The sequence below is a fragment of the Janthinobacterium sp. 61 genome, assembly GCF_002846335.1.
Taxonomy (GTDB): domain Bacteria; phylum Pseudomonadota; class Gammaproteobacteria; order Burkholderiales; family Burkholderiaceae_D; genus Janthinobacterium.
Genome location: NZ_PJMQ01000001.1, coordinates 5,762,206 through 5,780,987 on the forward strand (window position 1 = coordinate 5,762,206; position 18,782 = coordinate 5,780,987).

Here is an 18,782-nt window from a genome sequence, read left to right on the forward strand (position 1 = left end):
TGTCCGGTATTCTCATGAATAAGCGCGCCGGCCCGCCGCCGGCGCAGGCCGTGCGGCCATGATTGAAGTACAGCTGACGAAACAAACAACCATGACCGATAAATTGAAACCGCTGCGCGAACAGATCGATGCGATCGACGCGCAAATCCTCGAACTGCTGAACCGCCGCGCGCAAATCGCCCAGCAAGTGGGTCACGTGAAGGCCGAAACGCAGGCGCCCGTGTTCCGCCCCGAGCGCGAAGCGCAGGTGCTGCGCGGCGTCGCCGAGCGCAATCCCGGCCCCATGGGCGACCGCGAAGTGCAGACTATCTTCCGCGAAATCATGTCGTCCTGCCGCTCGCTGGAAAAACGCGTCACCGTCGCCTACCTGGGCCCCGCCGGCACCTTCAGCGAACAGGCTGTCTATCAGCAGTTCGGCAGCGCCGTCGAAGGCTTGCCGTGCGCGTCCATCGACGAAGTGTTCCGCTCCGCCGAGGCGGGAACGGCGGATTTCGGCGTGGTGCCGATCGAAAATTCCTCGGAAGGCGCCGTCAACCGCACGCTCGACATGATGCTGCAGACTAGCCTCATCATCAGTGGTGAAGTCGCCATTGCCGTGCACCACAGCCTGATGACGAAGAGCGGCAACATGGACGGCGTGACGTCCATCTGCGCCCATTCGCAGGCGCTGGCGCAGTGCCAGGTGTGGCTGAACCAGAATTACCCCCACATCGCGCGCCACGCCGTGGCCTCGAACGCCGAAGCGGCCCGTATGGCCGGAGAAGATGGCACGGTGGCGGCAATCGCCAGCGAACTGGCGGGCGCGCAGTACAAGCTGGGCGTGGTCAAGGGCCATATCCAGGACGACCCGCACAACCGCACGCGCTTTGCCGTCGTAGGGACCTTGCAGACGGCGCCGTCGGGCAAGGACCAGACGTCACTGGTGCTGGCCGTGCCGAACAAGGCGGGCGCCGTGTACCAGTTGCTGGCGCCGCTGGCGAAGCATGGCGTGTCGATGACGCGCTTCGAGTCGCGCCCGGCGCGCATGGGCAGCTGGGAGTATTATTTCTATGTCGACGTGGAGGGCCATGTGCACGACCCTGCCGTCGCTCAGGCGCTGGCCGAGTTGCAAGGCAATGCGGCGTTTTTCAAGGTGCTGGGGTCGTATCCGGTCAGTCTGTGACGCCGACGGTGGTGTCGGATTACGGCTTGCAGCCTAATCCGACCTACAATAAGCCGTAGCTTGGGTTAGCGCAGCGTAACCCAACAACAGCCACCAGCCTAATCATTCACCAACTTTTAAAGAACACCATGTCTAAAAATATCGGTCCAGAATACGTCCGCGCCATCGCCCCTTACCAGAGCGGCAAACCGATCGCGGAAGTCGCGCGTGAATTCGGCCTCGATGAGGCAGCCATCGTCAAGCTGGCATCGAATGAAAACCCGTACGGCATGCCGGAATCGGCCAAGCAGGCAATGATCGCCGCCATCGATGACCTGGGCCGCTACCCGGATGCCAACGGCTTTGACTTGAAAGCCGTGCTGTCGAAGCGCTATGACGTGCCGGCAGACTGGATCACTCTGGGCAACGGCAGCAACGACATCCTGGAAATCGCCGCGCACGCCTTCGTGCAGCATGGCCAATCCGTGGTGTACTCGCAGTATTCGTTCGCCGTGTACGCGCTGGCCACGCAAGGCCTGGGCGCGCGCCACATCGTCGTGCCGGCGCAAGCTTACGGCCATGACCTCGACGCCATGGCGGCGGCGATTGCCGACGATACGCGTTTGATCTTCATCGCCAACCCGAACAATCCGACCGGCACCTTCCTGACCGCAGCGCAGCTCGAAGCGTTCCTGCAGAAGGTGCCGCAGCACGTGGTGGTGGTGCTCGATGAGGCCTACAACGAATTCCTGTCGGCCGACGACCAGTACGAATCGACGGCCTGGGTGCGCCAATATCCGAACCTGGTTGTCTCGCGCACTTTGTCGAAGGCTTACGGCCTGGCCGGCCTGCGCATCGGCTTCGCCATTGCCCAGCCGGTGCTGACGGATTTGATGAACCGCATCCGCCAGCCGTTCAATGTCAATTCGCTGGCGCAGGCCGCCGCCATCGCTGCCCTGAACGACAAGGCATTCCTGGAGCAAAGCGCGCGCAACAATGCGGCCGGCTACCAGCAGTTTACGGAGGCGTTCACGCAGCTGGGCCTGGAATTCGTGCCGTCGCACGGCAATTTCGTGCTGGTGAAAGTGGGCGATGACGACGGCGCCGGCGCCAGAGTCAACCTGGCGCTGCTGAAACAGGGCGTGATCGTGCGCCCCGTGGGCAGCTACGGCTTGCCGCAATGGCTGCGTATTTCCATCGGCCTGCCGCAGGAAAACGCCATCTTCATCGCCGCGCTGACGAAAGCGCTGGCCTGACGATATGACGACGCCTGCATTGAACAAGGTAGTTATCTTTGGCGTAGGCCTGATCGGCGGCTCGTTCGCGCGCGCCTTGAAGCATGCGGGCGCGGTGACCAAGGTGGTCGGCATGGGCCGCTCGCCGGCATCGATGGCGCGCGCCCTGGAGCTGGGCATCATCGACGAGATCGGCGGCGACATGGCGCAAGCCGTTGCCGGCGCCGACCTGGTGCTGCTGGCCGCGCCCGTGGCGCAAACGGGCGCCATCCTGGCGTCCATCGCGCCGCATTTGCAACCGGGCACCATCGTCACCGATGCGGGCAGCACGAAAAGCGACGTAGTGGTGGCCGCGCGCGCAGCGCTCGGTGGCAAGGTGGCGCAATTCGTGCCCGGCCACCCGATCGCGGGACGCGAGACGAACGGGCCTGACGCGGCCATCATCGATCTGTATCAAGGCAAGAAAGTGGTGCTCACGCCTCTGGCAGAAAATAGCGCCGCCGATGTGGAACGGGTGGCGGCCGCGTGGCGCGCCTGCGGCGCCATCCTGCGCAACTTGAGCCCCGAAGAACATGACAAGGTGTTTGCCGCCGTCAGCCATCTGCCGCATTTGCTGGCCTTTGCGCTGGTCGACGACATCGCCAAAAAGTCCCACGCGGGCCTGCTGTTTCAATACGCGGCCAGCGGCTTTCGCGACTTTACGCGCATCGCCGGCTCATCGCCGGAAATGTGGCGCGACATCAGCCTGGCCAACCAGCCGGCGCTGCTGCAGGAACTGGATGCCTACCTGGCGCAGTTGACCACCTTGCGCGCACACCTGGCGGCCAACGACGGCGCCGCCATCGAGGGCGTGTATGCGAACGCCCAGCACGCGCGGCAGCAATGGATCGAGGCGATTGAAACGGCGGAAATTCCTGCCGCGCCCGCACAATAAATACTCAAGGATTCCAGCATGACCCAGACCAAGCACTACCCTCACCATATCGATCTGAAACCGGTGATGCACGCCGAAGGCACGGTGCGTTTGCCCGGCTCGAAAAGCATTTCCAACCGCGTGCTGCTGCTGGCCGCGCTGGCCAAGGGCACGACGAAAATCATCGACTTGCTCGCCTCCGACGACACCTTCGTCATGCTCACGGCACTGACTTCGCTGGGCGTCAAATGGACACAGGATGACATGACGGGCGACCCGGCCACGGCCCACCAGGTGCACCACGTGGAAGGCTGCGGCGGCGTCTTCCCGCACCACGAGGCCCACCTGTTCATGGGGAACGCCGGCACGGCGATCCGCCCGCTGACGGCGGCGCTGGCCGTCATCGGCGGCGACTACACCCTGCACGGCGTGTCGCGCATGCACGAGCGCCCCATCGGCGACCTGGTCGACGCGCTGAACGCCGTCGGCACGCAGATTGAATACACGGGCGAGCAGGGTTTCCCACCGCTGCGCATCCGCCGCGGCCACATCCACGCCCAGCGCATCGCCGTGCGCGGCAATGTGTCGAGCCAGTTCCTGACGGCCCTCCTGATGGTGGCGCCGCTGATGGCGCGCGACCATGCGGTGACCATCGCCGTAACGGGCGAGTTGATCTCGAAGCCGTACATCGAGATTACGCTGAACCTGATGCGCCGTTTCGGCGTGACGGTCGAGCATGACGGCTGGCAGTCGTTCACCGTGCAGCCGGGCCAGCAATATCAAAGTCCGGGCACCATTCACGTCGAAGGCGACGCTTCGTCGGCCTCGTATTTCCTGGCGGCCGGCGCCATCGGCGGCGGTCCCGTGCGCGTGGAAGGCGTGGGACGCGACAGCATCCAGGGCGACGTGCGCTTCGTCGAAGCCTTGCAGCAGATGGGCGCTACCATCACCATGGGCGAGAACTGGATCGAAGCCCGCTCGAACGGCGTCCTGAAAGCCGTCGACATGGATTTCAACCACATTCCCGACGCGGCCATGACTATCGCCGTGGCCGCCCTGTACGCAGATGGTACTTCGACCTTGCGCAATATCGCCAGCTGGAGGGTGAAGGAAACGGACCGCCTGGCCGCCATGGCAACAGAGTTGCGCAAGCTGGGCGCGCAAGTGGAAGAGGGTGCCGACTACCTGCGCGTGACGCCGCCGGCACAGATTCTTGCCGCCACCATCGACACGTATGACGACCACCGCATGGCCATGTGCTTCTCGCTCGCCTCGCTGGACGGCGCCGCGCGCCGTGGCAATGAAATGCGTATTAATGACCCGAAATGCGTGGCCAAGACCTTCCCCGAGTATTTCGCCGCATTCGCGGGGATTGCCAAAGATACCTTGATTTAATTAATTTTTTAACACTATGTCAACCTCCAACATTCCAGTCATCGCCATCGACGGACCCACCGCTTCTGGCAAGGGCACGGTGGCGCACCGCGTGGCCGACAAGCTGGGCTTTCATTACCTGGATTCGGGCGCGCTGTACCGCCTGACGGCCCTGACGGCGCTGCGCCGCGGCACGGACTTGCGCGACGAGCATGCGCTGGCCAAGCTGGCCGAGCACTTGCCCTGCCATTTTGCAGGCGGCGAAATCCTGCTGGCGCAGGAAAACGTTACCGAGCAGATCCGTGCCGAAGAAGTGGGCAACACGGCGTCGAAAATTGCAGTTTTGCCAACCGTTCGGCATGCGCTGGTGGGCTTGCAGCTGGGTTTTCGCAAGACGCCGGGCCTGGTGGCCGACGGGCGCGACATGGGCACGGTGATCTTTCCGCATGCCCCATTGAAGGTATTCCTCACGGCCAGCGTCGAGGCGCGCGCGCAACGGCGCTACAAGCAATTGATAGACAAGGGTTTTTCTGCTAATATGGAAGACCTTCTGATGGATTTGCAGGCGCGGGACGAACGTGATACTCACCGTGCGATTGCGCCGCTGGTCCCCGCGGAAGGGGCGCATGTCCTCGATACGTCGGAAATGACGGCAGATGTTGCCGTTGAAACCGTGTTGAAATGGTATGCCGCCGTAACAAAATAGCGTCTTTTTGCTATGTGGTGCCCGTGACGGCCCCTGGCCAGTCCGGGTGTGTCAAAAACCTAACCCAGTTTAAGTCGCATGGTGCGATCTCTGCTGGTTAACTTGTGTGAACCCTATGTCTACTGTTACAACTAACGAATCTACCGGTATGGAAAGTTTTGCTGCGCTCTTCGAGGAATCGTTGTCGCGTCAAGATATGCGCTCCGGCGAAGTTATTTCCGCTGAAGTCGTGCGCCTCGACCACAATTTCGTGATCGTGAACGCTGGCCTCAAATCCGAAGCATTCATCCCTGTCGAAGAATTCAAGAACGACCACGGCGAACTGGAAGTCAAAGTTGGTGACTTCGTTTCCGTGGCGATCGAATCGCTGGAAAATGGTTTCGGCGATACCATCCTGTCGCGCGATAAAGCCAAGCGTCTGGCTTCGTGGCTGGCTCTGGAAAAAGCGATGGAATCGGGCGAAATCGTCGTCGGTACCGTCAATGGTAAAGTCAAAGGCGGTCTGACCGTGTTGACCAACGGCATCCGCGCATTCCTGCCGGGCTCGCTGGTTGATACCCGTCCTGTCAAAGACACCACCCCATTCGAAGGCAAAACCCTCGAATTCAAGGTCATCAAACTGGACCGCAAGCGTAACAACGTGGTTCTGTCCCGCCGCGCCGTCATCGAAGCTTCGATGGGCGAAGAGCGTCAGAAACTGATGGAAACGCTGAAAGAAGGCACGGTCGTGACCGGCGTCGTCAAAAATATCACCGACTACGGCGCGTTCGTGGATCTGGGCGGTATCGATGGCTTGCTGCACATCACCGACCTGGCATGGCGCCGTGTACGTCACCCGTCGGAAGTACTGACGGTTGGCCAGGAAATCACCGCCAAAGTCCTGAAATACGATCAAGAGAAAAACCGTGTTTCGCTGGGCGTGAAACAACTGGGCGACGATCCTTGGACCGGTCTGTCCCGTCGTTACCCACAAAGCACCCGTCTGTTCGGTAAAGTAACGAACCTGACCGACTACGGCGCATTCGTGGAAGTGGAACAGGGTATCGAAGGTCTGGTACACGTTTCCGAAATGGACTGGACGAACAAAAACGTTGCTCCTAACAAAGTTGTCCAACTGGGCGACGAAGTAGAAGTGATGGTTCTGGAAATCGACGAAGAGCGTCGTCGTATCTCGCTGGGTATGAAACAGTGCAAAGCCAACCCTTGGGATGACTTTGGCGTTACCCACAAGAAGGGCGATAAAGTCCGCGGCGCGATCAAATCGATCACCGACTTCGGCGTGTTCATCGGCCTGGCCGGCAACATTGACGGTCTGGTGCACCTGTCCGACCTGTCCTGGACCGAAACCGGCGAAGAAGCCGTGCGTCGCTTCAAGAAAGGTGACGAACTGGAAGCCATCGTTCTGGCCATCGACGTTGAGCGCGAGCGCGTTTCCCTGGGCGTCAAGCAACTGGAAGGTGACCCATTCAACAACTTCGCAGCCATGAACGACAAAGGCTCGCTGGTAACCGGTACCGTTAAATCGGTTGAGCCTAAAGGCGCCGTGATCCAACTGTCCGAAGAAGTTGAAGGCTACCTGCGCGCTTCCGAAATCTCGCGCGACCGCGTTGAAGATGCTGGTACGCACCTGAAAGTCGGCGATACCGTCGAAGCAATGGTGTTGAACATCGACCGCAAAGCCCGTGGTATCCAACTGTCGATCAAAGCGAAAGACAATGTTGAAACCCAGGAAGCCATGCAGAAGATGGCAGCTACCGACAACAACGCAGCTTCGGGCACCACCAGCCTGGGCGCCTTGTTGAAAGCTAAGTTCGATAACAAGAACTAAGACTGCGGATACGGCAGATGACAAAGTCCGAGCTGATCAACCGCCTCGCTGAGCGTTATTCTCAGCTGGTGGCGAAAGATGCGGAGTATGCCGTCAAGACCATTCTCGATGCGATGACCAACGCCCTGGCGACCGGTCAGCGTATCGAGATCCGCGGTTTTGGCAGTTTTGCCCTGAACAGCAGGCCCCCGCGCATCGGTCGCAACCCGAAATCCGGCGACAAGGTGATGGTTCCTGAAAAACGGGTACCCCACTTCAAACCGGGCAAACAGTTGCGCGAGCGGGTGGACGCGATGGTCGGGCAACCGATTATCGAGGATTAATCGTCTGCTGGAAGGCGACATAAAGAGCGGCGTCCTTGGATGCCGCTTTTTTTTGTTAATATGCTGAGAATACCTGACATAAGCTACTGCGCGTCGCGCTTTGCGGCCTGCGATGCTCACCGTACTCAAGTACGGTTGCGCTTCTTGGCCACAAATCACTGACGCTCGCTACGCTTCTGCCAGGCATTCCAAGGTTGTGCCATACGGGCATTTTTTGTACTTTCTGGGCGTATCGATGAAAATCATCTCCACCATCGTTGGCTGTGTTCTTTTCGTCTTGTTCTTCAGTTTTGCGCTGAAGAATGCGCAGGTTGTCGACCTGCATGTTTTCCTCAATTATGAAATTCGCGGCCCCCTGGTCCTGATGCTGCTGGGCTTTTTTGTCGCCGGCGCCAGCCTGGGCGTCCTGGCCCTGACGCCGACCGTGTTTCGTCACCGCCGCGAAGCAAGCAAGCAAAAAACCACCATTGCCGCGCTGCAAACCGTTGGCGTGGCCAGCAATGTCCAACCGCAACCGGACAGCGTGAGCGCGCAGTAAGCGGCGCCATCGCTCCTATCTCTCTTACTCGAATAAAAACAATCGCATGGATTTTGAACTCTGGTGGCTCTTGGGTATCCCGGTGTTTTTCGCGTTGGGCTGGATTGCCGCGCGTGTTGACATTCATCAACTGGTGTCCGAATCGCGCAGCCTGCCGCGCAATTACTTCAAGGGCTTGAATTTTCTGCTTAACGAACAGCATGACAAGGCCATCGATGCCTTCATCGAAGTCGTCAAGCTGGACCCGGAATCGGCCGATATGCACTTTGCGCTGGGCAACCTGTTCCGCCGCCGCGGCGAGACGGAGCGCGCCATCCGCGTGCACCAGAACCTGCTGGCGCGCCCGGACTTGCCGGTGGAACAGCAAGGCCACGCCGCCTACGAGCTGGGCATGGACTACCTGAAGGCAGGCTTGCTGGACCGCGCCGAAGAAACCTTCAATAGCCTGATCGACACGCAATATGCGGCCCAGGCGCGCCGCGCGCTGCTGGAAATCTACCAGCGCGAAAAGGAATGGCCGCGCGCCATCGAAGCGGCCGTGGGCTTGCAGGAAGCGGGCGCCGGCGCGCGCCAGAAGGAAATCGCCCAGTTTTATTGCGAACTGGCGCATGACGCGCTGGTGCACATGAAGCCGGACGACGCCATGCCGTTGCTGGAAAAAGCCCTGCTGACAGACCGCAAGAGCGTGCGCGCCACCATCCTGACGGGCGACGTGCTGCTGGCGCGTGGCGACGTGGAAGGCGCGCTGACCACCTGGCGCCGCGTGGAGCAGCAAAGCGTGCCGCACGTGGCCCTGGTGGCGCAGCGCCTGATGGATGGCTACACCAAGGTGGGGCGTGCGCAGGAAGGCGTCAATCTGCTGCGCTCCTACCTGGAAGAGGCGTCGTCGATCGACCTGATCGAAGTCGTCTTCAAGGCTGTCATCGAACTCGACGGCGTGGAAGCGGCGAAGCAGCTGGTCAGCGCCGAGCTGCGCCGCACGCCGACCTTGCTGGGCCTGGACAAACTGCTCGAGGCGCGCATGATGGATGCGCCGGCTGCCATCTGGTCCGAGCTGTCGATGGTGAAGAACCTCGTGCATGGCTACACGCAGAAGCTGGCCCGCTACCAGTGCAGCCACTGCGGCTTCAAGGCACGCCAGTTCTACTGGCATTGCCCGGGCTGCAACAAGTGGGAAACCTACCCGCCACGCCGCACGGAAGAATTGAATGTCATGAACTGATCAATCGTACACGCCACCTTGCCCCGCGCAACGTGGCGTGTACTCGTATTTAACACCTATATTTCAGAAATACGGCACAACCATGAAAATCACCATTATCGGCACGGGCTATGTGGGCCTCGTGACGGGCGCCTGCCTGGCGGAGCTGGGCAACGATGTTTTTTGCCTCGACCTGGACGCACAGAAGGTAGCCTTGCTCAACAGCGGCGGCATCCCCATCCATGAACCGGGGCTGGAAGAAGTCGTGGCGCGCAACCGCGCCGCCGGCCGCATGACCTTTTCCACCGACGTCGAGGCCGCCGCCGCGCACGGCGTGATGCAATTCATCGCCGTCGGCACGCCGCCCGATGAAGACGGCTCGGCCGACCTGCAATACGTGCTGGCGGCCGCGCGCGGCATCGGCAAGTACATGAAGGACTTCAAGGTCATCGTCGACAAGTCCACCGTGCCCGTTGGTACGGCCGAAAAAGTGCGTGCCGCCATCCAGGGCGAACTGGACGCGCGTGGCGTTGCCGCCACGTTCTCGGTGGCGTCCAACCCGGAATTCCTCAAGGAAGGCGCGGCCGTCGAAGACTTCATGCGACCGGACCGCATCGTCATCGGCGTCGATGCCACACCGGATGGCGATCGCGCGCGCGAGTTGCTGAAAATCCTGTACGCGCCGTTCAACCGCAACCACGAGCGCACGTACTGGATGGATGTGCGCTCGGCCGAATTCACGAAGTATGCGGCGAACGCCATGCTGGCTACGCGTATTTCCTTCATGAATGAACTGGCGAACCTGGCCGACAAGGTGGGTGTCGATATCGAGGCCGTGCGCCACGGCATCGGTTCCGACCCGCGCATCGGCCACAGCTTCCTGTACGCGGGCTGCGGCTATGGCGGTTCCTGCTTCCCGAAAGACGTGCAGGCGCTCGAGCGCACGGCACGCGGCTACGGGCAGGAGTTGCTGATCCTGCGTGCCGTCGAAGCCGTCAACGACCAGCAGAAGCAGGTGCTGGGGCGCAAAGTGGTCACTCGCTTCGGCGAAGATCTGACGGGCCGGCATTTCGCCGTGTGGGGACTGGCCTTCAAGCCGAATACGGACGACATGCGCGAAGCGTCGGCCCGCGTCCTGCTGGCCGACTTGCTCGGTCGCGGCGCCACGGTGGCCGTGTACGACCCCGTCGCCATGGCCGAGGCACGCCGCGTGCTGCAACTGGACTTGACGCCGGAGCAACTGGCAAGGGTGCGCTTTGCCGACAGTTCGAAGGATGCGCTGCAGGACGCCGATGCGCTGGTCATCGTGACCGAATGGAAAGCCTTCCGCAGTCCCGATTTCGAGCAGGTCAAGGCGCGCCTGAAGCAGGCCGTGATCTTTGACGGACGCAACCTGTTCGAGCCGGCCGTCATGGCCGAGAATGGCATCGAATACCACGGGATCGGTCGCTCGATCCTGACACGCGCATGAGCGCCCACGAGGTGGCAGCCTTGACGGCGCCGGCCGCGCTGGCCCAGGTGCGCCTGCTGGTGGTGGGCGATGTGATGCTGGATCGTTACTGGTTCGGCGACGTCAGCCGTATTTCACCGGAAGCACCGGTGCCCATCGTGCGCATCGAGAAGCGCGAGGAGCGCCTGGGCGGCGCTGCCAACGTGGCACGCAACGCCGCCGCGCTGGGAGCGAAGACGAGCCTGCTGGGCGTGGTCGGAGACGACGAGGCCGGCAGCCAGGTCGAGCGCCTGCTCGAGGGGGGCGGCATCCACAGCTATCTGCAGCGCGACGCGGCCATTTCCACCATCATCAAGCTGCGCGTGATCGGCCGCCAGCAGCAGATGCTGCGTATCGACTTCGAGGATGCACCCAGCGATACGGTGCTGCGCGACAAGCTCAAGCAATTCAATGCGCTGCTGCCGCACTACGACGTGGTGATCCTGTCGGACTATGCCAAAGGCAGCCTGGTGAATGTGGCCGAGATGATCAAGGCTGCCAGGGCCGCCGGCAAGATCGTCATGGTCGACCCGAAAGGTGATGATTTCAGCCGTTATGCAGGAGCGTCAGTACTCACTCCGAACAAGTCCGAATTGCGCCGCGTGATCGGTAACTGGAATACGGAAGAGCAATTGACGGAGCGCGCGCAGCAGGTGCGTGCGCAACTGGGCCTGGAAGCCTTGCTGCTGACCCGCTCGGAAGAGGGCATGAGCCTGTACACGGCCGATGAGGTGTTGCACATGCCTACCGATGCGCGCGAAGTATTCGACGTCTCGGGCGCGGGTGATACGGTGATCGCCACCATGGCGGCCATGCTGGGCGCCGGCATGGGCCTGGGTGACGCCGTGCGTACGGCCAACCGGGCCGGCGGCATCGTCGTCGGCAAGCTGGGCACGGCCACCGTTACCCGCGAAGAGCTGTTCCCGCAGTAATCGCCGCTGTATTCCACATCTTGCCTGCGCCGGCCGTTTGATCTGGCGCAGGTTGTCCCCTTCTTCCGCTGTCCCGTCTTGTCAACCGTATCACGCCCCAGCCGTTAAAGCCGTTAAGGCGCTGTTCCTCCCTTGCGTTCGAGTTATCTTGAAACCACACCACGGAGAGATACCCATGTTCAAAAAAATACTGCTGGCCATCGTCACCCTGATCGCGACGATGGGCTTTGCCTTTGCCCAAGTCGATGTCAACAAGGCGGACCAGGCGGCACTCGACAGCGTCAAGGGCATCGGCCCCGTCACGTCGAAAGCCATCGTCGATGAACGCGCCAAGGGCGGCGCCTTCAAGGATTGGGCTGATTTCGAAAGCCGCGTGAAGGGCATCGGCCCGAAAAGTGCCGTGAAACTGTCGGAAGCGGGTTTGCAGGTGAATGGCCAGGCCAAGTCCGGCGCGCCAGCGGCCCCGGTGGCGAAAGCTACCCCGGCAAAAAAGGAAGCTGCTGTGAAGGAAGTTGCAGCGAAAGAAGCCGCACCGAAGCCAGCTGCTGCGACCGACACCGCTGCGGCGCCAGCCAAGACAGCCGCTGAAACGAAGAAAGAAGCTGCTGCCGCGAAGAAAGAAGCCAAGGCCGCCGCTGCAGCTGCCAAGAAAGAAGCCGCCGCCGCCAAGGCTGCCGCTCCTGCCGCTCCTGCCGCCGCAGCCGATGGCGCCGCGCCGGTGAAAAGCGCTGCGGAAGCGAAGAAGGAAGCTGCCGCGGCCAAGAAAGAAGCGAAGGCTGCCGCCGCTGCCGCGAAGAAAGAGGCGAAGCTGGCTGCCGCTGATGCGAAGAAGGCTGAAGCCGAGAAAAAGTAAGCGTGTTGCTGTAAAGCGTGTTGCGTGGTGGTGCCGCGCAGCACGAGAAGAAAACCCCGCGTGGTACCGGCCGCGCGGGGTTTTTTTATGCACCTACAACTGCGACTCGATCGGCAGCCAGCGCATCACGGATACCAGCATGCGGCGCCAGAAGCCCGCTTCGGGATCGTGCGTCCACACCTTGGCGGGCTCTTCGGTGGCGTCGGACCATCGCAGGGCGCCGTTGTCGAGGAATACACGATAGCTGGTATCGCTAGCCGTCGAGTGCAGGAACAGCGTGCGCATGTCGGCCGCCAGCGCGGCATCGTCGAACAGCACGCCCATCTCCGTGTTCAGCTGGGCCGAGCGGGGATCGAGGTTGAAGGAGCCGACGAAGCCTCGCTGGCCATCCACCACCACGGCCTTGGTATGCAGGCTGGCGCGGCTCGAACCCATCAGGCTGATGCGCTTGCGGTGCAGGGTCTTCAATTCAAACAGGTCCACGCCCCCGCCCAGCAGTGCTTCGCGGTAGCGCGCATAGCCCGCGTGCACGAGGGCAACGTCGGTGGCGGCCAGCGAGTTGGTCAGCACCTGGACCTTGACGCCGGCGGCGACCTTCTCGGCCAGGGTCTGCGTCAGCGCCTGGCCGGGCACGAAGTAGGGCGAAGTCAGCAGCGCTTCTTCACGCGCCTGCGTCAACAGGGGCAGCAAGCTGTGCATGAGCCAGTGCTCGCTGCGCTGCAAACTGGCCACGGGCGCAGCTTTTTCCGGCGGGTCCGACAATACTTGTACCTGCGCGCTCCAGTGCAGGCGCAAGCGGCCATCCAGGTGGGCCTGCAACTGGCCCGCATCGGTCAGTTGCCGCAGGTAGGGCGAGGCGCCCAGTTCGCCCGTCAGCGCATCGAGGCGGGCGCGCACAGCCTGCAGTTCCGCAGCGCCCGCGTTTTTGCCGGCATGCAAGGCGCCGATGGGGATGACGGCGCGGCTGTTCCAGAAGCGGTCAAAGATGTCGCTCGTCTGCTGCACGGCGGGCCCCACCAGCAGCAAGTCGGCATCCTGGAAATTGACTTGCTCGGCGGCATCGAAGTATTCATCGCCGATATTGCGCCCGCCGACGAGGGCGACCCTGCCGTCGACGATCCAGGCCTTGTTGTGCATGCGCCGGTTCAGGCTGACGGCGCGCAAGGCCATTTCCATGGCGCGCAGCCAGATGCCATCGCGGTTGCGGCCCGGATTGAAGATGCGCACGTCGATCAGCGGATGGCTGTCGAGCGCGAGGATGGCGGCGTCCTGGCCTCGCGCGTTGATATCGTCGAGCAACACGCGCACGCGCACGCCGCGGTCTGCCGCGCGCAGCAGTTCGCGCACCAGCAGGCGTCCCGTGACGTCGTTGTGCCAGATGTAGTACTGCAGGTCGATGCTGCGGCCCGCCTCGCGCGCGCTCAGGGCGCGCAGGGCGAACGCTTCGAGATTGTCGTCGATCAGGGCCGTGCCGCTCTGGTCCGGGCGTTGCGCCAGCTGCGGCGCCAGCACGCGGTCGAGCAGGGTGGCGTCTGCAGCGACGGGCAAGGCTGCTCCCGGTGCGCCCAGCGACCGTTCGGCAAAGCGCCCATAGCTGTACAGGGCGGCGATGCTGAGCAGGGCAAACAGCGTGGCCAGCAGCAGCAGTTTGACGAACATGCGGCGCACCGTCAGCGGACCGCGCGCTTGGTACGGCGTGCGGTGTAGAGGGGGGACTGGCGCATGCGGGTGTCTTTCCTGAGCGGGACGGGTAGTGGCCGATTGTAGCAGTTTCTGCAATGCACGATTTTCATCCTGGAACATCCTTGCCTGCCGTCAAAAATGCGAGAATGATCAATCATCAATGTTAATGATCAGGAGACTGCGGCATGGTTGGGATGTTGACGGGAGTGACGGCAGCCATGCTGTCGGCGGGCATGGCGGCAGCGCCGGGTGCCGAAGTGGTGCAGCCGCAGATCGAGCGCGTCGTGGCGCAGATATCGCCGCAGCGCATTGAGGCGCACGTGCGCAAGCTGGTCAGTTTCCAGACGCGTCACACCATGTCCGATACCGCGTCCGACACGCGCGGCATCGGCGCGGCCAGGCGCTGGATCAAGACTGAGCTGGAGCGCTGCGGCGCGCAGGCGGGCGGACGACTGCAGGTGGCGTTCGACAGCCATGTGGCGCCCGTGTCGAAGCGCATTGCGAGGCCGACTGAAATCGTCAACGTGGTCGCGACCCTGCCGGGCAAGCAGCCGCAATCGGCCGGGCGCATCTATGTCGTCAGCGGCCACTACGACTCGCGCGCCACCGACGTGATGGATGCGCAGGGCGACGCGCCCGGCGCCAACGACGACGCATCGGGTACGGCGGCCGTGATCGAGATGGCGTGCGTGATGGCGCGCTACCAGTTCGATGCCACGCTCGTCTTCATGGCGGTGGCGGCCGAGGAACAGGGTTTATTGGGTTCCGGCCATTGGGCGCAGCAGGCGAAGTTGAACAAGCTCAACATCGCCGGCATGCTCAACAACGACATCATCGGCAGTTCGCGCGCCGACGACGGCACGGTCGATGGCGGCCAGGTGCGCCTGTTTGCCGAGGGCATCCCTGCAGTGAAGGAAATGAGCGATGGCGTGCGCGCCCTGGTGGCGACGGGTGGAGAAAATGATTCCATCTCGCGCCAGCTGGCGCGCCACGTGAAGCAGGTGGGCGAGCGCTACGTACCGGGCTTTACGGTCAACGTCATCCAGCGCGCCGACCGCTACCTGCGCGGCGGCGATCATATGCCTTTCCTCGCGCAAGGCTACGCCGCGCTGCGTTTCACGGAACCGCACGAGGATTTTTCCCACCAGCATCAGGATGTGCGCGTGGAGCATGGCGTGCAGTATGGCGATTTGCCGCAATTCGTCGACTACGATTATGTGGCGAAAGTGGCAAGGGTGAATGCGGCGGCGCTTGCTTCTCTGGCCTTGGCGCCCGCCGCGCCCGCCGGCGTGCAGGTGCGCACGGCCCAGCTGGAGAACGCCACTTCGCTGCAATGGCAGCCGAACACGGAGCCGGACCTGGCCGGCTACCGCATTGTCTGGCGCGCCACCACGGCAGACCAGTGGCAGGGGGCACAGGACGTGGGTAATGTCACCGAGGCCAAGGTCAAGCTGTCTAAAGATAACTATTTCTTTGGCGTCCAGGCCATCGATCGCGACGGCAATGTCAGCGTGGCAAGCTACCCCATGCCGTTGCGCTAATCAGGAACCGACTGGCAGGCGCGCAAGAAAGCCGTGAATCTGCGAAACAACCGCCGCCCCTTCGCCCACGGCGGCGGCCACGCGCTTGGTCGAGCCGGCGCGCACGTCACCGATGGCGAACACGCCCGGCACGCTCGTTTCCAGCGCGGCACGGTCCGGCAAGTCGGGCGGGTAGATTGCATGGCCGTGGGCGCGGCATTCGGCGCGCGTGACGTCGAAGCCCGTGCGGATGAAACCCTGCTCATCGACGGCCACGGCGCAGTCGTGCAGCCAGTCCGTGTTCGGATCGGCGCCGACGAAGAGAAACACGCGGCGCACGGCGCAATCGCACTCTTCGCCCGTTTGATTGTTGTGCCAGCGGGCGCCCGTCAAGCCATCGTCGTCGCCTTCGAGGGCGATGATTTCCGTGTGCGTGTGCAGGGTAATGTTGGGCGTGGCGGCGATGCGCTCGATCAGGTAGCTCGACATGCTGGCAGCGAGGCCCTCGCCGCGGATCACCATGTGCACCCTGGCCGCGTGGGCAGCGAGGAATACGGCCGCCTGGCCGGCCGAATTGCCGCCGCCCACCAGGATGATCTCTTCCTGCTTGCACAGCTTGGCTTCGATGGGCGAGGCCCAGTAGTACACGCCCCGTCCTTCATACGTTTTCAGGTTGGCCAGCGATGGCCTGCGGTAGCGCGCGCCGCAGGACAGCACCACCGTGCGGGCGCGCACCTGGGTGCCGTCGCACAGATTGACGCGCAGGGGCCAGCTGTCGCATAGCAAGTTGGCGGCGCTGGCCGGGGTAGCGATTTCGACGCCGAATTTTTGCGCCTGCACATAGGCGCGCCCCGCCAGCGCACGGCCGGAAATGCCGGTGGGAAAACCCAGGTAATTTTCGATGCGCGCGCTGGCGCCCGCCTGGCCGCCATAGGCGCGCTGCTCCAGCGCCAGCACCGATAGCCCTTCCGAGGCCGCATACACGGCCGTGGCCAGACCGGCTGGCCCGGCGCCCACCACCAGCACGTCGAAGATCTTGTCACCGGACAAATCGGGCAGCATGCCCAGGCAGCGTCCCAGTTCCGCATTGCCGGGATTCTTCATGACCTTGCCGTCGGGACACACCACCAGCGGCCATTCCTGCTGCGTTGGCTGGTAGCGCTTGGCCAGCGCGGCTGCCGCCGCATCGCTGGCCGGGTCGAGCACCGTGTGCGGGTGGCCATTGCTCGACAGGAAACTTTGCAGGTGGAACAGATTGCCATTGCCGCGTGGCCCCACCAGCACGGGGCCGCCTGAATTGACTTCGATCAAGGCCACGCGGCGCAGGATCAGGGCGCGCACGATGCGCTCGCCCATTTCCGCTTCTGCCACGATCAGCGCGCGCAGGGATTCCGAGCTGATCACGAGCACATCCACGTTGCCCACGGCATGGCCGTTGACGAGGGCGGGGCGGCCCGACAATTGCGCCACTTCGGCGATGAAGTGGCCGGGGCCGACTTCTCGCATCAGCGAGGTGCGGCCCAGTCCCTCGTGACGCGTGACGGCGACGTGGCCCGCCAGGATGACCAGCATGCCGAAGCTGCTGCTGCCCGCCTCGAACAGGGTGGCGCCGTCCGCATAGTGGCAGACCGCGCCATAGCGCTGCAAGCGGCGCAGTTCCGCTTCGGTGAAAACGGGGGAAATCTGGTGCATGCGGCCCTGGATATCGAGGCTGCTGGCCTGGACGGGATCGTCCTGCGTGGTTTCGGGGATGAATTCGGGTGCGCTGCTGCTCATGACTGATCCATTGATTGAATAAGCAAATTACTAAAATAACTAACCGTCACGAGTCTAGCGCATGCGCGCGCGGCTCGCTGGCGCAACGCACGCGGCAGCCCTGGCATGGCGCAAAGTCAGGCGCCATGCGGCCTGGCGCGCAGGCGGGAGCAGCGTGGGCTGCCTGGCGGGGCGGCGGTTTTTAGCCATACGCCGTCCAGCATCTCATATTAGAATGGGTCTTTGTTGAATTTACTCAAACAGACACGATGGCTTACAAGACACTTGAAGATACGATAGGCAATACCCCGCTGGTGCAACTGACGCGCTTGCCGGGCGCCGATGCGATTGCGCGCAACAACGTCATCCTCGGCAAGCTGGAAGGCAACAACCCGGCTGGCTCCGTGAAGGACCGCGCCGCCATGTCCATGCTCAAGCGCGCTGAAGAGCGCGGTGTCATCAAGCCAGGCGATACCCTGATCGAGGCCACCAGCGGCAATACGGGCATCGCGCTGGCCATGGCCGCCGCCTTGCGCGGCTACAAGATGCTGCTCCTGATGCCAGACAACCTCAGTGTGGAACGCCGTCAGAGCATGGCCGCATACGGCGCCGACATCTTGTTGACGCCGAAAACGGGCGGCATGGAATATGCGCGCGACCTGGCCGAGCAGATGCAGAAGGATGGCCGCGGCGTGATTCTCGACCAGTTCGCCAACGAAGACAATTCGCGTGCCCACTATGAAAGCACGGGGCCGGAAATCTGGCGCGATACCAATGGCCAAGTCACCCATTTCGTCAGCGCCATGGGCACGACGGGCACCATCATGGGCGTGTCGCGCTATTTGAAGGAACAGAATCCCGCCATCCAGATCATCGGCGCTCAGCCAGAGGATGGATCGCAGATTCCCGGCATCCGCAAATGGCCGGAAGCGTACTTGCCGAAAATTTACGACAAGTCGCGCGTGGACCAAGTGGAATACGTGAGCCAGGGAGTGGCTGAGCGCATGGCGCGCAGCCTGGCGGCGGAAGAGGGCTTGTTCTGCGGCATCTCCGCGGCCGGCGCCTGCGAAATTGCGCTGCGCATCTCGCAAACGGTGGAAAACGCGACCATCGTGTTCGTCGTCTGCGATCGCGGCGACCGTTACTTGTCGACGGGTGTCTTCCCTGCCTGATGCAGGACGCCCAAGCGAAGCTCGCGCGGCGCGCTTTGCGGCCGGCGATGCTCACCGGCTCGGCGCCCCCGTGCAGAGCACGGTTGCGCTTCTTAGCCACAAATCATTACCGCTCGCTA

Annotated in this window: 16 protein-coding genes; 14 read left to right on the top strand and 2 right to left on the bottom strand. The window is 62.7% G+C overall.

The window, feature by feature from the left end:
* The first annotated feature begins 91 nt into the window (after positions 1-91).
* The 12 genes from pheA (at position 92) to CLU92_RS26225 (ending at position 12,533) form a co-directional block, all read left to right on the top strand.
* Positions 92-1,162, top strand: coding sequence for a prephenate dehydratase (gene pheA / locus CLU92_RS26170; RefSeq protein WP_101484904.1), 1,071 nt, complete (start codon positions 92-94; stop codon positions 1,160-1,162).
* 128 nt (positions 1,163-1,290) lie between these two features.
* A complete protein-coding gene (gene hisC, locus CLU92_RS26175; protein WP_101484243.1) occupies positions 1,291-2,397 on the top strand; it encodes a histidinol-phosphate transaminase in 1,107 nt (368 codons plus the stop codon).
* Between the two features lie 4 nt (positions 2,398-2,401).
* Positions 2,402-3,310, top strand: a complete 909-nt coding sequence (locus CLU92_RS26180) for a prephenate dehydrogenase/arogenate dehydrogenase family protein (RefSeq protein WP_101484244.1) — start codon at positions 2,402-2,404, stop codon at positions 3,308-3,310.
* An 18-nt stretch (positions 3,311-3,328) separates the two neighbouring features.
* Complete coding sequence (gene aroA, locus CLU92_RS26185) at positions 3,329-4,684, top strand: 3-phosphoshikimate 1-carboxyvinyltransferase (RefSeq protein WP_101484245.1); 1,356 nt, start codon at positions 3,329-3,331, stop codon at positions 4,682-4,684.
* Between the two features lie 16 nt (positions 4,685-4,700).
* Entirely contained in the window at positions 4,701-5,369 is a 669-nt protein-coding gene (gene cmk / locus CLU92_RS26190; RefSeq protein WP_101484246.1) for a (d)CMP kinase, read from the top strand.
* 115 nt (positions 5,370-5,484) lie between these two features.
* Positions 5,485-7,197: a 30S ribosomal protein S1 gene (rpsA, locus tag CLU92_RS26195; protein ID WP_071650172.1), complete on the top strand. Its 1,713-nt coding sequence runs from the start codon at positions 5,485-5,487 to the stop codon at positions 7,195-7,197.
* A gap of 17 nt (positions 7,198-7,214) precedes the next feature.
* Positions 7,215-7,520, top strand: a complete 306-nt coding sequence (locus CLU92_RS26200) for an integration host factor subunit beta (RefSeq protein WP_008446215.1) — start codon at positions 7,215-7,217, stop codon at positions 7,518-7,520.
* 235 nt (positions 7,521-7,755) lie between these two features.
* Entirely contained in the window at positions 7,756-8,058 is a 303-nt protein-coding gene (locus tag CLU92_RS26205; RefSeq protein ID WP_077400759.1) for a lipopolysaccharide assembly LapA domain-containing protein, read from the top strand.
* A gap of 46 nt (positions 8,059-8,104) precedes the next feature.
* Positions 8,105-9,280, top strand: coding sequence for a lipopolysaccharide assembly protein LapB (gene lapB, locus CLU92_RS26210; RefSeq protein ID WP_101484247.1), 1,176 nt, complete (start codon positions 8,105-8,107; stop codon positions 9,278-9,280).
* A gap of 82 nt (positions 9,281-9,362) precedes the next feature.
* The gene (locus CLU92_RS26215; RefSeq protein ID WP_101484248.1) at positions 9,363-10,730 is read left to right on the top strand and encodes a UDP-glucose/GDP-mannose dehydrogenase family protein; all 1,368 of its coding nucleotides are present in this window, start codon (positions 9,363-9,365) and stop codon (positions 10,728-10,730) included.
* Positions 10,727-11,680 carry a D-glycero-beta-D-manno-heptose-7-phosphate kinase gene (rfaE1, locus tag CLU92_RS26220; RefSeq protein WP_101484249.1) on the top strand — a complete coding sequence of 318 codons (954 nt, stop codon included), beginning with the start codon at positions 10,727-10,729 and terminating at the stop codon, positions 11,678-11,680. The genes CLU92_RS26215 and rfaE1 overlap by 4 nt, the downstream gene beginning before the upstream one ends.
* A 175-nt stretch (positions 11,681-11,855) precedes the next feature.
* A complete protein-coding gene (locus CLU92_RS26225) occupies positions 11,856-12,533 on the top strand; it encodes a helix-hairpin-helix domain-containing protein (RefSeq protein WP_101484250.1) in 678 nt (225 codons plus the stop codon).
* A gap of 93 nt (positions 12,534-12,626) precedes the next feature.
* Here CLU92_RS26225 and CLU92_RS26230 read toward each other — a convergent pair whose 3' ends face one another.
* A complete protein-coding gene (locus tag CLU92_RS26230) occupies positions 12,627-14,192 on the bottom strand; it encodes a phospholipase D family protein (RefSeq protein WP_101484251.1) in 1,566 nt (521 codons plus the stop codon).
* Positions 14,193-14,401: 209 nt separating this feature from the next.
* On the opposite strand from CLU92_RS26230, the gene CLU92_RS26235 reads away from it, so the two are divergent.
* Complete coding sequence (locus CLU92_RS26235) at positions 14,402-15,757, top strand: M28 family peptidase (protein ID WP_101484252.1); 1,356 nt, start codon at positions 14,402-14,404, stop codon at positions 15,755-15,757.
* On the opposite strand, the gene CLU92_RS26240 is transcribed toward CLU92_RS26235, so the two are convergent.
* On the bottom strand, positions 15,758-17,512 hold the full coding sequence (locus CLU92_RS26240; RefSeq protein ID WP_101484253.1) for a cyclic nucleotide-binding domain-containing thioredoxin-disulfide reductase: 1,755 nt from the start codon (positions 17,510-17,512) through the stop codon (positions 15,758-15,760).
* Positions 17,513-17,760: 248 nt separating this feature from the next.
* Between CLU92_RS26240 and cysM the strand changes: the two genes are divergently transcribed.
* Positions 17,761-18,663, top strand: coding sequence for a cysteine synthase CysM (cysM, locus tag CLU92_RS26245; RefSeq protein WP_101484254.1), 903 nt, complete (start codon positions 17,761-17,763; stop codon positions 18,661-18,663).
* The last annotated feature ends 119 nt before the right edge of the window (positions 18,664-18,782 follow it).

Excerpts from the sequence above, each read along its gene's own strand:
- pheA (WP_101484904.1), top strand. The coding sequence starts at position 92 with ATGACCGATAAATTGAAACCGCTGCGCGAACAGATCGATGCGATCGAC.
- rfaE1 (WP_101484249.1), top strand. The coding sequence starts at position 10,727 with ATGAGCGCCCACGAGGTGGCAGCCTTGACGGCGCCGGCCGCGCTGGCC.
- CLU92_RS26240 (WP_101484253.1), bottom strand. The coding sequence starts at position 17,512 with ATGAGCAGCAGCGCACCCGAATTCATCCCCGAAACCACGCAGGACGAT.
- CLU92_RS26230 (WP_101484251.1), bottom strand. The coding sequence starts at position 14,192 with ATGTTCGTCAAACTGCTGCTGCTGGCCACGCTGTTTGCCCTGCTCAGC.
- cmk (WP_101484246.1), top strand. The coding sequence starts at position 4,701 with ATGTCAACCTCCAACATTCCAGTCATCGCCATCGACGGACCCACCGCT.
- cysM (WP_101484254.1), top strand. The coding sequence starts at position 17,761 with ATGGCTTACAAGACACTTGAAGATACGATAGGCAATACCCCGCTGGTG.
- CLU92_RS26180 (WP_101484244.1), top strand. The coding sequence starts at position 2,402 with ATGACGACGCCTGCATTGAACAAGGTAGTTATCTTTGGCGTAGGCCTG.
- CLU92_RS26215 (WP_101484248.1), top strand. The coding sequence starts at position 9,363 with ATGAAAATCACCATTATCGGCACGGGCTATGTGGGCCTCGTGACGGGC.
- rpsA (WP_071650172.1), top strand. The coding sequence starts at position 5,485 with ATGTCTACTGTTACAACTAACGAATCTACCGGTATGGAAAGTTTTGCT.
- lapB (WP_101484247.1), top strand. The coding sequence starts at position 8,105 with ATGGATTTTGAACTCTGGTGGCTCTTGGGTATCCCGGTGTTTTTCGCG.
- CLU92_RS26225 (WP_101484250.1), top strand. The coding sequence starts at position 11,856 with ATGTTCAAAAAAATACTGCTGGCCATCGTCACCCTGATCGCGACGATG.
- hisC (WP_101484243.1), top strand. The coding sequence starts at position 1,291 with ATGTCTAAAAATATCGGTCCAGAATACGTCCGCGCCATCGCCCCTTAC.
- CLU92_RS26200 (WP_008446215.1), top strand. The coding sequence starts at position 7,215 with ATGACAAAGTCCGAGCTGATCAACCGCCTCGCTGAGCGTTATTCTCAG.
- aroA (WP_101484245.1), top strand. The coding sequence starts at position 3,329 with ATGACCCAGACCAAGCACTACCCTCACCATATCGATCTGAAACCGGTG.
- CLU92_RS26235 (WP_101484252.1), top strand. The coding sequence starts at position 14,402 with ATGGTTGGGATGTTGACGGGAGTGACGGCAGCCATGCTGTCGGCGGGC.
- CLU92_RS26205 (WP_077400759.1), top strand. The coding sequence starts at position 7,756 with ATGAAAATCATCTCCACCATCGTTGGCTGTGTTCTTTTCGTCTTGTTC.